Here is a 14,850-nt window from a genome sequence, read left to right on the forward strand (position 1 = left end):
TTGGATATTGTTCGAGATATATTTATGGAAGAACCAACGTTGCGAGCGCGTCCGTTTGAATGGCTGAAGCCGCCGAGGCGGGAGACGCCACGGAGGCTATCGATCACATTCTGGGCTTGGCGAGAGCTGGCCTGACGAGATGAGCCCGGGGAGCTGCCGACATGAGACGACCGTCGTTAGGCATCGCAAGCGATGCTTCAATAAGACAGACGAAAGGCCGTATCGGAAAGCCTGTCCCTGCGCTGCGCAGATGCAGCGTAAGCGTCGTGATACCCTGCTACAACTATGGGCATTATCTGGCACAGTGCGTCGAGAGCGTTGTGTCTCAGCCGGGAGTCGATCTTGAGATCATCATCGTCGATGACAAGTCCACCGATAACAGCCTGGATGTCGCCCTGTCGCTTCAGCAACGACATCCTGGGATAAAGGTTATCGCTCACGAGAAGAATAAAGGCCATATCGCCACGTATAATGACGGTCTGGCCCTGGTGACTGGAGAGTTCCTGCTGCTCCTCTCGGCCGACGATCTTGTCACACCAGGTGCGCTTACCCGGGCGGTGGCGTTAATGACGGCAGAACCGTCGGTCGGGTTGGTTTACGGGAATGCCATCGAATTCAGCTCAGGCGTGCCGACCGGCAGGAATGCAGACGAGAGCTGGATTGTTTGGCAAGGCGTAGACTGGCTCAAAGAGCGCTGCCGAGCGGGTTATAACGTCGTTCCGTGTCCCGCAGCCGTCATGCGAACCTCCGTTTTTCGCGATATAGGAGGGTATCGAGCCGATCTTCCGCACGCTGGCGATTTCGAGATGTGGCTTCGCGTTTCCGCCGTGTCCGATATTGGCTTTATCGCCGGGGTCGATCAGGCTTGCTATCGTGTTCACGGGTCGAACATGCACAAGAGCAGGTTCAACGCCGGGACGGCCAAGGGCGGGCTCATCGATCTGGTACAGCGTTGGCAGTCTTTTGAGGCGGTCCTCGGGGAAGCCGAAGACCATTTGGGCAACAGGGCGTCTTTGCTTCACCTTGCCCGCCAAACGCTGGCTCAAAGTGCGCTGGAATCCGTTTGCTATGCCTATGCAAGGGGCGTTCGTGATTTCCCCATCGAGGACTACGAGGCGCTGGCGTTCCAGATCAGCCCCGAAGTTGTCGGTACGCAGAGCGCTCGAGTGCTTGCGCGCCGAAAGAAGACCGGTATGGCGTCGCTTCCGTTACGTCCGCTCTGGGCGATAAGTATTTTTGGGTACTACGTGCGCCGACGTTTTCTTGATCGCCGGCGGCGGGCCGTCGGCATCTGACCCCGGCATGTCAACCAAGCATCTGCTTCCGTGGGAGGTCTCCATTTCCAACTCTGTAGCGTCGTCCACGCAGGTTTTCCCGGGTTGCTGGGACGGCTTGATTGTGCTGTGCGCGGCCAACAATCTGGACGGCATCAAATTGGCCGACCAACACGTCGCCGAGCGTCTGAGCGCACTCCGCCCCGTCCTCTATGTCGATCCGCCCATCTCGCTGCTTAGCGGCCTTCGGAGCACCGAAGCGGGCCAATCGCTCAAGGCGCCTCGGCTACGCTTGCAGGCGCCCGGTCTTGCTCGCCTTACACCTGTGGTTCAACCATTCCCTGGGCGTGCGCCAATGGTACCATTGACGAACTTTCTCGTGCGAAGGCTGGTGCGCCATGCGGTCGGCAGGCTGACCGGCGATGTTTCAGCTGTGATATCCGCTTGGCCAATGTATCCGGTGCTTGGCGAGTGCGGAGAGAAGGTAAAGGTTTATTGGGCACAGGATGATTTCGTAGGTGGCGCCTCTCTCTTGGGCAGCGACGCTACGCGGCTGGCGGCTGGTGAAGCCCGGTCGGCCAGGGAAGCCGATGTGATTATCGCCGCAAATCCAACTGTCGCGGACACCTGGCAGGGACGGGGCTATACTCCATCGCTCATCCCGTTCGGAGTCGACACCGCCGCCTATAAAACCGATCAGGACGCGGGCGCGGCACGGCCCGCAGACATCAGACTCAACGGACCGATTGCCGGATTCGTCGGTCACATCAACGACCGGATCGATATAGCGCTCCTTGAAGCTGTTGTTTCGACGGGCACTTCGCTCTTGCTCATTGGACCACGAAGCCATTCGACCGAAACCGACCGATGGGCTCAGCTTTTGAATCTGCCGAATGTTCAATGGGTCGGCCCCAAGTCGTTTCAGGATCTGCCAGGATATTTTCAGGCGATCGATGTAGGACTCGTCCCCTACAACAACAGTGCCTTCAACATCGGCAGCTTTCCATTGAAGACGCTGGAATACTTGGCCGCCGGTCGGCCAGTGGTTTCGACGAATTTGCCTGCGAGCCGATGGTTGAATACCCCAATGGTGACGATCGCCGACGCTCCGACCGCTTTCGCAGAGGCGGTTTCCGGCTGGGCAATTCGCCCGCGCCACCCCGGCGACGCAGAAAAGCGCCGCGCGTTCGCGAGAAATCACGATTGGTCGATGCGGGTTAAAAGCATGCTCGATGTCATCGACCAAGCGGCCTACGCCAAACTCTGAGCAAGTATCGATGATCGACCCACTGCACAATCTTCGCGGCATGACCGTGTCTGAGGTAAGGCTCAGGCCGGTGTTGGCGGTTGCCTATTCCAGATTCGGCTTCCTGCGGTTTGATCCGGCGGGAAAGCGACAGCGACCCGCTTTTGATAGTGACGCACATGCGGGTAGCAAGGGCGCGGGTCGGGTGGGGCCATCGCACTGATCGCAATCTGGAAATCCAAAGCGCCTTATCCCGACTGGCGGAACCAAAGGCTTGGGCATCCCGAGACGAGCTCCATCGCCAGCCGGCACATTGATCCAAACACCCAAGGCTTCACGGCTCCCGGATCGCCGTATCCAGTCCCTTGAGAAGCGGATACAAGAAATACGACATCACGGTCCGGCGTCCGACCATGATCTCGGCTGAGACTGCCATCCCTGGCAGCAGCCTGACCGGATCGTTTGCCGTGCCGAGGCGCGCATCTGAAAGCAGAATGCGGGCTTTGAAGAACGGCGAACTGGATTGGGTTGCGGCCGCATCCTGCTGTGAGGGGGTGAAGGTGTCGCGGCTGACCGTTCTGACTGTGCCCGACGCGGTGCCGTATTTCTGGAAGGGATAGGCGTCGAACTTGATCCGCGCTTCCTTATCGGTCGCTATACGCCCGATGTCGCGCGAATTGATCGAGACCTCCGCCTCCAGCGGAACGTTCAGTGGCACAAGCGTTACAATCGGCTCCGCTTCCTTTACGACCGAGCCAACGGAGCGTTGGGCAAGGTCGAGCACGACCGCATCGGCCGGCGCCGTCAGGGCGACCATGTTGCGACGAAGTTCCATCTTCTTGAGTTCTTCGCCTGCCGTGTCGCGCTGACTGCGCAGATCCACGAGCTGTTCCATCAGGGCGCGACGAAAGTCTTCAATGAAGGCCTGACGGTCAGCCTCGAGTTTCGCATAGGTGTGCTCGGCCTCATCCGCTCGCCCCTTTACCGCCGACAGGGCGGCTTCGACGTCGAGACGCGCATCGCGAGAACCGAGGAGGGTGATCAGAGAACCGCTTTCACGATTGTAGAGGCGTTCGCGTGCGCTCTCGATTCGTGACAGGTTTTCTCGGCGGTCGATCAGTACCGCCTCCTGGTTCTTGCTAGCCGCAAGCGCCGAGGCCTGGCCTGCGATCTGTTGCTGGAAATTCTGCAGCTGTGCGACGTAAAACGCCCGTCGCTGTCCAAATAACTGGACTTGCAGTATTTCGTTCGATGAGGTTCCGGCCATCGTTGAATAGTCAGCGCCAGCCAGCTCCGCCTCGATCCGTTTCACCTGTGCGTCGAGAGCTGCGAATTTTGCTGCCAGTTGATCGACATCCGCCTGGCTGAACGTCGCGTCAAGTGTCGCAAGCGTCTGGCCGGCGCGCACCACTTCGCCCGCCGTAACATCGATCGTCCGGATGATCGATGTTTCGAGAGGCTGGACAACAATCGTGGGCTGGGTGGTGACCAGCTTGCCGGGCGCGATCACAACCTCATCGATCGAGGAGAGCGAAGCCCACAGGACCGCCGAGCCGATCAACGCCGTGACACAGTAGAGTGTCATGCGTGCAATTCGCGGCGGTGCACGCTCTTCGAGCTCAACCGCATCTGACTGAAATTCCGCGATCACCGGCGAAAACGAACGTCTCGCCGTCAGGTCGTTTCCTTGCCGCTTGGCTGGGACCGGCAGGTTATCCTTTGGTTTCTCGGCGCGCGCGTTCATGCTACCTGCCTCATCTGTTGCGACCAGAGATGCCGATAGGTCATGCAGCGCGACACGAGCTGGTCATGGCGGCCGATGTCGGCGATCTTCCCACGTTCCACGACGAGGATGGCGTCGGAGTCGACAAGCGTCGATAGGCGATGCGAAACGATGATAACCGTCCGCCCAGCCGCGATCTGGCTGAGATTTTGCCTTATGATCGCTTCGCTGTCTGGATCGAGTGCGCTGGTAGCCTCGTCAAAGATCAGCAGCTTGGGATCGGTGATAAGCGCACGGGCGATCGCCAGACGCTGCTTCTGACCGCCCGACAGATTGGATGCGTTCTCTTCCAGCATCGTTTCGAACCCGCGCGGAAGGCGCTCGATGAACTCCTCGGCGCCGGCGATGCGTGCGACCTCGACGATCTCCTCGATACTCGCATCCGGCTTTGCCGCCGCTATATTTTCGCGCACCGTGCCACGGAAGAGAAAGTTGTCCTGGAGCACAACGCCGATGCTGCTTCTGAGATGAACGAGGTCGATCTCGCGGCTGTCGTAGCCGTCGATCCGCACCAGCCCCTGCTGGCTTTGATAGAGCCCCTGGATAAGCCTGGTGATCGTCGTCTTGCCAGAACCGCTCTTGCCGACGACCCCGAAGACCGACCCGGCTGGGACGGCGAAGGACACGTCGTCGAGTGCTGGTGGGCCTTCCGGACCGTATCGGAAGCTCACCTTGTCGAACTCGATACGCCCCTTGAGCTGCGGCCGGATGCCCCGGCCCCGACCGAACTGCTCCGGACGCTGGTTCATGATCTCTCCAAGCATGCGGACCGATAGCGCAACCTCCTGGTATTCGTGGACCATGGTGACGATCTGGACAAGGGGTCCCGACACCCTGCCGGCCAGCATGTTGAACGCAACGAGGGCACCGACAGTCATCGCGCCGGAAAAGACGTCAAGCGCGCCAAGGCCGATGATTGCAACGCTCATCAGCTTCTCGAGAAGCCCCGTCAATGATTGTGCGACGGTCGAGATCTTCTCCACCCGAAAACGCACTGAAATTGCCTGGGCGGAGCAATCGTCCCACACCTTGCGTTGCCGCGGCTCCAGGGCGAGCGACTTGACGGTGCGCATACCGTGAACGGTTTCGACCAGCAGGGCCTGCTTGTCTCCTTCAGCCAGATAGAGCGCCTGCAATCGCCGCTGGAATGGGCCAACGAGCATCATGACCACAAGGCCGACGAGTGCGGCGAAGCCGAGCACGACGAGCGTGAGCTTGACGCTGTAGAGGAGCAGGATCGGCACGAAGACCAGAAGCGACAGACCGTCGAGAAGCGTCAGGAAAAGGCGACCCGTCAAGAACTCGCGAATGCGACCGGTTTGCTGCATGTGCTTGACGATAACCCCGGCCGACGCCTGCTCGAACAGTGAGATCGGCAGGTTCAGGAGATGCCCGAATGTCCGCGTGGCTATTCTGATATCGATCCTGTTTGTTGCGTAGAGCAGCAGATAGCGGCGCAGAAAGCTGAAGGTCGCGTCGAAGATGAGCGCAACGGCGATACCGATCGTCAGAACCGTAAGCGTCGCGTAACTCTGATGCACCAGGACCTTGTCGATCACGAGCTGGAAGAACATCGGCGTGGTCAGGCCGAGCCCGTAAAGAACGAAAGCGGCCAGTGCGACATCGCGGAAGAAGCTTCGCTGCCGGATGACTTCAGGGATGAACCAGCGAAAGCCGAAAGGCTGGTCATCGTCCTTCATCTTGTAATTGCGCTTCATAAGGATGACGGAGCCATGCCATGATCTGGAGAGCTGCTCTTCGTCCAGGAGGATGAACTCCGGACGCTCCGCCAGCGGATCGAGTATGCGGACCCGCTCGCCGTCATCGTCGGTGGTCGTGCCGGCTATGACGATCCAGTTACCGTTGTCAAGTTCGGCCAACACCGGATAGGCATTGCCCAATTCAAACAACGATCGCCAGGTCAGATCGACCTGCTTGGCGCGCAGACCGGCGTCCTTCGCCATGCGCAGAAGCTGGCGCATGGCGACCGGCTCGTCCGTCACGGCATAATCGTGCTGCAGCCGCTCCGGCGAGAGGTCGACACCGTGATGGCGGGCGACGAGAGCAAGGCAGTGTAGATTGGTGTGCAAAAACATACGCGTGGCCCACCCTGGCGATATCTCTGTGGTTAGTTGAAGTTCGGCGATGCGTTGACAGGCGCATGTGCCGGCTGAGCTGCATCATCGATCGGCGGCTGAATATCGCCGATGCGACGCACGGCCCCTGCTTCGACCAGACCGCTAAGGGCCTTCTGCATCAGGTCCACCGCATTGGCGAAAGCCTCAACCGGCATGATGATCCGTTGGCGAAACACCGGTTTGGGATTGTTGCCCGCATCGCGTTCGGTGGCGGAGAGCGACATCAAGTCGATCCTGACGATCGTCCCCGTAACGGTGATTTCCCCGATACCGTCTGCGTAAAGTTCGTTGCTCATCGTAAGCCCCTTTGGTTTTCCAGTTTCTGTCATGCTGTGTGGGCGTGTTGCCACGCGGGAAAGGGATCGTGCAGATCTTGCGCCGTCTGCAGATCGAAGCCGGTGTCTTCGCCGAGCAGGCAATCGTCGAGCGCCGCACAGATCGCCTCCTCGTCAAGCCCGGCGCCAATGAACACGAGTTCCTGCCGCCGATCGCCCCAGACCTCGTGCCAGTGCCGATCAAGCAACTGCCGAAATTGCGGATAGCGCGGCCACTGCGCCTTCGGAACGGTTGCCCACCAGAACCCCTTGGTGCCGATGGTGCGTTGTACGCCCGCGATCGATAGCAGGCCGATTTCCTCTGGACGGGTTGCCAGCCAGAAATGGCCCTTGGCACGAATGAGACCGGGCCATTCCCGCGCAAGAACGTTCTGAAGCTTCAAAGGATCGAACGGTCGCCGCGCGCGATAGACAAAGCTCGCAATGCCATATTCTTCTGTCTCGGGAACATGGTCTCCCCAGCCGTACAGTTCCTTGTGCCATAGCGGATGTCTTGCGGACTTCGTCTCGCTGAACAGGTGCGTGTCGAGGATCGCGGCAAGTGGCAAATGGCCGAAATCCGTCTCCACGACACGGGCATCAGGATTGAGCGCGGCAACGATCTGACGGACGGCGGCCCGGGTATCGGCAGTCACGTCGGAGATCTTGTTGATAACGACGACGTCGGCGAATTCGATCTGCTCGACGATGAGGTCGACCAGGGTGCGCTTGTCATCGGCATCGCGGCTCTCGCCCCGATCGCTGAGAAAATCCGTGCTTGAGAAGTCGGCCAGCAGATTTGCGGCATCGACGACTGAAACCATCGTATCGAGCCTTGCGATGTCGCAGAGTGCTGCACCGCTCTCGTCACGGAAGGAAAACGTCGCGGCAATCGGTAGGGGTTCGGCAATACCTGTGCCTTCGATCAGCAGGTAGTCGAACCGTCCCTCGGCAGAGAGCCGTCGGACTTCGCCAAGCAGATCGTCACGCAGCGTACAACAGATGCACCCGTTGGTGAGTTCCACCAGCGTCTCGTCTGTCTGCGACAGATTGGCGCCACCGTCTCGGATGAGGTCGGCATCGATGTTGATCTCACTCATGTCATTGACGATGACAGCAACGCGACGTCCCTCGCGATTGCACAGGACATGGTTGAGGATCGTGGTCTTGCCGGCGCCGAGAAAGCCCGCCAACACGGTCACCGGAAGTCTGCCATCACCCATCGTCCGTTCCATGCTCAATCCATTAGGCTGCGAGTTGCGGCTTGAAGGCCACGTCTACGTAATAGTTCGTGCTGTTGTAGGTGCTGGCCGGGAAGAGCCCGCTTGCGCCATAGGCGTAGACGCCGTTGCCGCCGCTCAGTGCTGACGACAGAGCCTGCAAATTGCCGTTGGACGTATCGGCATTGAAATAGCCGCCCGTCGCCGAGTAATTGCCATTGGTGCTGTAGGAGACGACATACGTCGTATCGGCGTCGATCGCGACCTGTTGAGACAGATTGACCGACTGCCAGCCGCTCGCGGTTTCGTTCGAGAAGGTGGCGCTTGCAAGCAGTGTCCCGGTCGAAGTCCAAAGGTATCCGCTATGCGAGCCGGTGTTGCTCTCTCCCTTGTAAAAGCGAATGCCGGTGATCCAGCCGGACGTGTCGGCCTGAAATTTCATCCCGAGATTGACAGGCGTATTGTCGTTGACCGAAAGGATCGTCGGCGTCGTGCCGGCAGCAAAAACGTTCTGTTCTGGCCCCTGCGCCGGATTGGTAACTGTCAATGAGACCTGGGCGGAAGCCGTTCCACCCGTGCCATCGGAAATCGTATAGGAGAAGCTTGCTGCTCCCGAGTAGCCGGCCGCCGGCGTGAAGGTAATCGTGTTGGACTGACTGTTGAACGCGACCTCGCCGTTGACACCGCTGCCGACACTCGTGATCGACAGGGTGTTGCCGTCGGGATCGCTGTCGTTGACGAGCAACGTGGAGCCCTGGATGGCCAGTGGCGTCCCAACCGCAGTCGAAAAGCCTGTGTCGTTGGCTGCGACCGGAACCGTGTTCTGCGATCCGCCTTGATAGAGCACGTCGACCCAGTAATTCGTTGCATTGTAGCTCGCGGTTGGAAACAGGCTGCCCGTGCCGTAGGCGTAAACTCCATTGCCCCCGGTTGGCGCGGTCAATGCGCCATTCGAGTAGTTGCTGGTGAAAAAGTTCGGCGTTGCAGCGTAGAAGCCATTGGAGTGATAGCTGGCGACGTAGGTGACACCTGCCGTGATCGTGATCGGTTGCGAGAAGTTCACCGTCTGCCATCCGCTCGTGCTCTCATTGGTGAACGTCGCGGACGTGAGAAGCACGCCCGTGCTGCTCCAAAGAGAACCGATGTGAGTGCCGGTGTCCTGTGCGCTCTTGTAGTAGCGAAGGCCAGTGATCTGGCCCTCGGAAGAGGCGATAAACTTAACCCCGAGTTCAACCGAACCAGGATCGCTGTCAGCGGCGATACTTGGCGTCTGCGAGGTGGAAAAAAGGCTCGACGTGTTGGTAGCGGGCTGATTGACGGTCAGGTTCACCGTCGCGGATGACACACCGCCCCGACCGTCGGAGATCGCGTAGGAAAAGGTCGCGGTGCCTGCATAGCCGCTCGTGGGCGTGAACAGGACGGAATTGGTCTGGCTGTCGAACGTAACAGTACCGTGCGTGGCACCGCTTGCGCCGGTAATCGACAGAATGTCGCCATCGGCATCGGTGTCGTTTGCCAGAAGGGCGGCAGCGGCTATCGACAGAGCTGTGTTTGCGTATGTCGTAAAGCCATTGTCGTTTGCCGCGACTGGCACATTGTTTACGGTCGCCTGGTTGAAGACGACATCCACCCAGTAATTCGACGCATGATAGTTGGATGTCGGGAAAGTGGTGCCTGAACCATAACCAAAGACACCGTTGCCGCCGCTGGCTGCGGAAGAGAGTGCGGTTAGCACGCCGCTGGTGTGAGCTGTCGTGAAGTAGTTTGCGGTCGCAACATAGGTCCCAGTCGTGTGGTACGAAGCGACGTAGGTGGTGCCAGCCGTGATCTGGATCGGGCTTGAGAAGGTCGCGGTTTGCCAGCCGCTCAGGGTTTCGGCCGCGAAGGTCACGGTGCCCAGCAGGGTTCCATCCGCTGACCATACCGAGCCGGTGTGTGCTCCGAGGTCACCAGCGGCCTTGTAGAAGCGAATGGCAGTAACCGTTCCGCTGGCGGACGAAGCAAATTTCATCCCAAGTTCGACAGCGGCATTTTCGTTGAAGCCGCCGCTCGTCGGTCCGTCACTCTCCTGAAATACACTTACCCCGGTGGGAGTCGCCAGCACGGCGAGACTGACACCGCCTTGAGCGGTGCCGCCGCGCCCATCGGAGAGTGTGTAGGCGAAGCTTGCCGGACCCGTGTAATCTGCGTTCGGAACGAAGATGACGGTTCCGGTCTGTGCATTCAGGGACACCGTCCCGTTTAGGGCACTCCCAACGGCAGAGATTGTGAGCGCATCGCCGTTGGCGTCGGTATCGTTCGCGACAAGAGCTGCAATCGATATCGTCAACGTCCCGTTGCGGCTGACCGAATAGCCGCTATCGTCTGTTGCCATCGGCATGCTGTTTGGCTCGGCGTCGAACACCACGTCGACCCAGTAATTCGAGCCTGCGGGGCTGTTGCCGGGGAATGTGCCGGCGTTGGCGCTATAGATATACGCTCCGCCGCCATCGACCGCCTTCAGGAGGCCGTTGCTGTAGGGGGTGCCAAAATAGTTGTCGGTCACCGAGTAGAAGCCATTGCTGTGGTAGGATGCGACATAGGTCGTTCCGGCGGCGATCTGGATGGGGCTGGAGAACATGACCGTCTGCCAGCCTGCAAGCGACTCGCCGGTGGAAATGCCTGTCGCCAGAAGCGTACCGTCTGCTTTCCAGAGACTGACGACGTGCTCCCCGATATTGTAGAATCCTTTGTAGAAGCGGATTCCCTGCACCGACCCGTTGGTTGTCGACTGGAAGCGAAGGCCGAGTTCCACACCATCGCGATCGATCGCGGTCTCCGTGACTGGAGTTGCGGCGAGCGTCCAAAGGCTGGCCGTCGCGGGCAGGGCCACGGTGACCTGCTTGCCTGTCGACGGCGTTTCCATGTTGACGCTGTCGTCGACGGCGCGTGACATGATGGTGTAGGTGCCGCTTGCCTGAACGACCCAGTTGTAACTCCAGTTTTCCTTCCCGGTTGCCTTGAACCAGTGCTGACCGCCGTCGGTCGAAATTTCGACGCCCGCGATAATGCCGCCGCCGGTGTCCTGTGCCGTACCCGTTATTGTGACGTGCTGCCCTTCCAGGAAGCTGCCGCCAACGGACGGCGACGAAATGCTCGACGTCGGCTTCAATGTATCCGTCGATTGGGTGGCAAGGGCCAGGCTCGCAACCAGCGTGGTCGGCTGGATACCCATGTCGGCGAACATGTTGACCATGGCTTGCTGGACGTTCGGATCGGTTGGCGTGTACGCGCCTTCGTGGTTCGAACTCAATCCCCATGACCAGAATACGGTTCCGGCGCCGAAAACGAGCGCCCCACTCTCTGCTCGATACATGGTCAGGCTGTGCGTGGCAGTGTTGCTTCCAACCGTGCTGCCGTAGTCAAACAGATAGCTGTCGACGGCGACGGTCGAAAGCGAAAGATTGATGAGACCAGCTGGTCTGAAGCCATTCTCGACGTCGGAATCCCACTCATAGCCGAGCAGGTTTTGCACCAGATTGTAGGATTCTCCCGGCTGCAGGTTTGCGACGTCCGTGTCGCGCCAGAACCGAAGGTTGGAATAATCATAGGGAATGGAAATGGTGTCGGCGCGGTAGCTGTCGACCTGAAACATCGTGCCTGTCAGCGCATTCTCGGGCTGCTGTCCCGGGTCCGCGTAGCGGGGGTCACGCCATGTGCCGGTGCCGATCGCGCTCGGATCACTGCTGGTGCCCCAGGTTTCCTTGTAGCAAACCATGGTGCGATAAGGTGTGCCATTGCCGTCGATACTGGTTTCCCAGCGAACCTTCCAATAGACTTCGTTGCCGCTCCAGAACGCCAGGTTGACACCGCTGTCGCGCGCCGCTTCAACGTTGCTCCTTTGCTCGGCAGACCAGTACTCGTCATGCCCGACCGACAGGTAGGCCTGGTGGTTGAGCAACAGGCTCCCGTTTCTCGTGGCATCGACACCTGATATGTAGGAAACGTCATAGCCATTCTGTTCAAGCCACTCGATCGCCGGCTGTTCCGCCCCGAAAATGAAATCGTGCGTCCCGCCCATGGGGCTCGTATTGGTAATGATCGGACGGTTGTAGCTGACCGCGGATGCGCGCCCGATGGCCGTCAGGCCGCAGCTGCAATTGGGCGGCAGGTAACCGATCATGTCAGCGGGGTCTACAGGGACTTCCCCGTAGTAGAGGCTCGCGCCGCCCCAGGCATTGTAGGCCTGCCAGGTGGTGTCCGATGTCTGGAAGACGATGTCGCTCGCCGAAGCATCGTCACGCACGACAAAGGGGATGATGCTCGCTCCCTCTGTACCGTCCTCGCGAACGAGCTTGGCGAAGTAGACGCCTGAAACGGCATCCTCGGGAATTTCCCAGCTCGCAGATACCGACCAGTTGCCACAGTCGATCAGCCCGAGCGACATATCCACGATCGGATGAGGCTGGATCTGTGCGGTGGTCAGCGACTTGTCGATTGAAGCGACCTTGCGCGCGCCGTCGCCGCCATAATAACCCATGCGGTAAATGTCGATGCGATAATGCGTCGAATCTGTCGCGATCTTGAAGTCGACGGTCTGGCCGATGTTGGTGCTGATTTCGGTCGCAAAGCCCTGAATGTTCCCGTCGCCGTCGCCCTCGATAGCCCACTCGCTACGCGCGGTGCCCTGCTTCATGTTTTCGAGGGCGATCTTGTTTGGTGTTACCGCGAGGGCGGCTGCGAGGGCGGCTGCGGGGGCGGTTGCGGGGGCGGCTGCCGCTGCCGTCGCAGCCATGATGCCAGCGGGTTCGGTCGTAGCCGAGTCGAGCACGGTTTCAGCCGTCGTGGTCGAAGAGAGCCGCATAACCGGCGAAACACTCGACGCCGGGGCGTCGAGCGACGAGATGCCGTTGACAGATGGCGCTGCGTCAATCTCGCTGGCGGTGCTGCTGCCCGTTAACGCGCTTGATTGGACCGAAATCGGAGATTCCTCCACCGAGAACACTTTGCGTGCCGGCTCGGTCGCTGTCGCTATCGGCGTCACAGCGGACGGGAGGACGGCTGTTGTCGTGGAATCGGCGGTCACATAGGAGGACTGCGCGTCTTGTCGAAGTGTCGATATGGACGTCGTTGGGGCAAAGTCCTCCGCCGCTTGAAATACCGAGGGTGTTGTTTTGACCCCATCACCGGACGGAGCCGACACTTCCGGCCCCGTACTGACACGCCAAGCATTGGAAGTGACATACACGCTGCTCGCGCCGCCGAAAACACCGAGATACTTGTTATCCTTGACGCGCATCTTGAACATCATAAACACTCATCGCCTTTTACTAGGATTTCATCCTGCCATCTTTCGTGGTGGAGGAAACGACGGCAATGAGTGGTAGACGAAACAGCCGTCTGTACTTCGTTATGATTAGTTACTTGCTTATACTTCATAAGAGGTCGACAGGCGGCGTCTTTCGCGCAGGGGTATCGAGTGCAAATTGGCCTTGGGCGCGCCTGCGGTATGCTCTCCCGATCAGCGCGACCGGGCGGGGAGTCTTGGCGTTGCCCCGGGCAGCCCTGCTGCCAACTATGGCGGTCCTGCCGCCGAAATGCACTCCGCCGGTTTTTGCGAATGCTGCGAGGCGTTTGCCAGTTTTTAGAGCCGAATGGGTGGGGGCCTTCCTGGCGAGGTGATGGGTGGACATCGACATTGCCGGGTGCTGCCTGGCACCTCTTTCCGCGTCGCCGCGCGCATTGTGACAAACGCATGGAAATTGTCGCGCCGGCGTTTCCGGGTTTTACACTTCAGCTACGCAGGGTCATGAAATCTGACCCGGGCACCAGAGGTTTGATGGCGCCATAAAAGGCCGCCCGGTGCGACGTTCCGCGCCAACACCTGATTGCCTGCCCGACAACGACACCCAGTCTGAACAGCGAGGTTTGGAAGGCGCCATGGTGACGAGCGTAGTCGCGGATCTTGTTGGCAGTCATCAGCGCAAAAAGCCGCGGATTTCTGCCGCTTCCGCCTCCGGCGTGCATGACCTGCGATTCCGGCTCGTAAAGCACCTCAAAGCCTGCCTCGCGCACGCGTCTGAGATAATCCACCTCCTCGCTGTAGAGGAAGAACGTTTCGTCCCATTCGCCGACCATGCGTCGTGCACGCGCCGAGATCAGCAGAGCCGATCCGGTTGCCCATTCCACCGATCCGCGGCGAGCGTAGCGGTCTGCCTTGCTGATGGTCTCTCCCCATCCACAGCGCCCGGCAAGCCCGCCACCCAAAATTGCATCTGCCCATGCGGTCAGGATGGATGGTTCGCGCCGCAGCGTGTGATCGATCCTGCCATCCTCCGTGTAGTTCAGCGGCACGGCGACGCCTGTCGACGGTGTTGCGACATGTTCCATCAGCGGTTTTGCAGCGCCGGGATACAGCCTGAGATCGGGATTGAGGATGAGGACATCGGACTGAGGATGCACCGTCGCTGCCGCAGCATTGATGGCCGCGGCATAGCCGGCGTTGCGACCCATCCGGATGACGGTCGGGCGTACGGGATGGCCTTCGGCCAAATCGGCGGAGCCGTCCTGGGAATCGTTGTCGACGATGATGACCTCGAAGCGATCAATCCCCGCGAGACCTGCGGGAAGCGAATCCAGAAGGGGAGGCAAAGCGGCGGCGCTGTTATACGTAACGATGATGACGGACAGTTTGGCCCGAGCGGCCTCTTCATCGAATAGGTTGTGTGTATCCTGGTGCATTTTTTCCGGCATTGACCCCTCCAAAGCCCTTCGATGCTAAAGCATGACCATCTTTGCGCTGCCAATAGTGACGCACAGTTCCGAAGGTCCGGCGCAGTGTCTGCGCGAACTGACACAGACCCTTGTTGACGTCAGACTATCTGCCCTTGCGAGAG

Annotated in this window: 8 protein-coding genes; 2 read left to right on the forward strand and 6 right to left on the reverse strand. The window is 59.7% G+C overall.

Annotated features, from left to right (window positions below):
• Positions 1-161 precede the first annotated feature (161 nt).
• Positions 162-1,295, forward strand: coding sequence for a glycosyltransferase (locus tag AC1D2R_RS20545; protein WP_477969895.1), 1,134 nt, complete (start codon positions 162-164; stop codon positions 1,293-1,295).
• Positions 1,296-1,302: 7 nt separating this feature from the next.
• Positions 1,303-2,541 carry a glycosyltransferase gene (locus AC1D2R_RS20550; protein WP_477969897.1) on the forward strand — a complete coding sequence of 413 codons (1,239 nt, stop codon included), beginning with the start codon at positions 1,303-1,305 and terminating at the stop codon, positions 2,539-2,541.
• A gap of 313 nt (positions 2,542-2,854) precedes the next feature.
• Here the strand turns inward: AC1D2R_RS20550 and AC1D2R_RS20555 are convergent, their stop codons facing one another.
• The 6 genes from AC1D2R_RS20555 to AC1D2R_RS20580 form a co-directional block, all read right to left on the reverse strand.
• Positions 2,855-4,264, reverse strand: a complete 1,410-nt coding sequence (locus AC1D2R_RS20555) for an HlyD family type I secretion periplasmic adaptor subunit (RefSeq protein WP_477969899.1) — start codon at positions 4,262-4,264, stop codon at positions 2,855-2,857.
• A complete protein-coding gene (locus tag AC1D2R_RS20560; RefSeq protein ID WP_477969901.1) occupies positions 4,261-6,399 on the reverse strand; it encodes a peptidase domain-containing ABC transporter in 2,139 nt (712 codons plus the stop codon). Before AC1D2R_RS20560 ends, AC1D2R_RS20555 begins: the two co-directional genes overlap by 4 nt.
• A 32-nt stretch (positions 6,400-6,431) precedes the next feature.
• Entirely contained in the window at positions 6,432-6,737 is a 306-nt protein-coding gene (locus tag AC1D2R_RS20565; protein ID WP_477969903.1) for a hypothetical protein, read from the reverse strand.
• Between the two features lie 29 nt (positions 6,738-6,766).
• Positions 6,767-7,990 (reverse strand): GTP-binding protein, encoded by a 1,224-nt coding sequence (locus tag AC1D2R_RS20570; RefSeq protein WP_477969905.1) that lies wholly within the window; start codon positions 7,988-7,990, stop codon positions 6,767-6,769.
• Positions 7,991-8,000: 10 nt separating this feature from the next.
• Entirely contained in the window at positions 8,001-13,265 is a 5,265-nt protein-coding gene (locus tag AC1D2R_RS20575; protein WP_477969907.1) for a DUF4082 domain-containing protein, read from the reverse strand.
• A gap of 482 nt (positions 13,266-13,747) precedes the next feature.
• Positions 13,748-14,695, reverse strand: coding sequence for a glycosyltransferase family 2 protein (locus AC1D2R_RS20580; protein WP_477970032.1), 948 nt, complete (start codon positions 14,693-14,695; stop codon positions 13,748-13,750).
• Positions 14,696-14,850 lie beyond the last annotated feature (155 nt).

The sequence above is a fragment of the Rhizobium sp. P1_C7 genome (assembly GCF_056406295.1).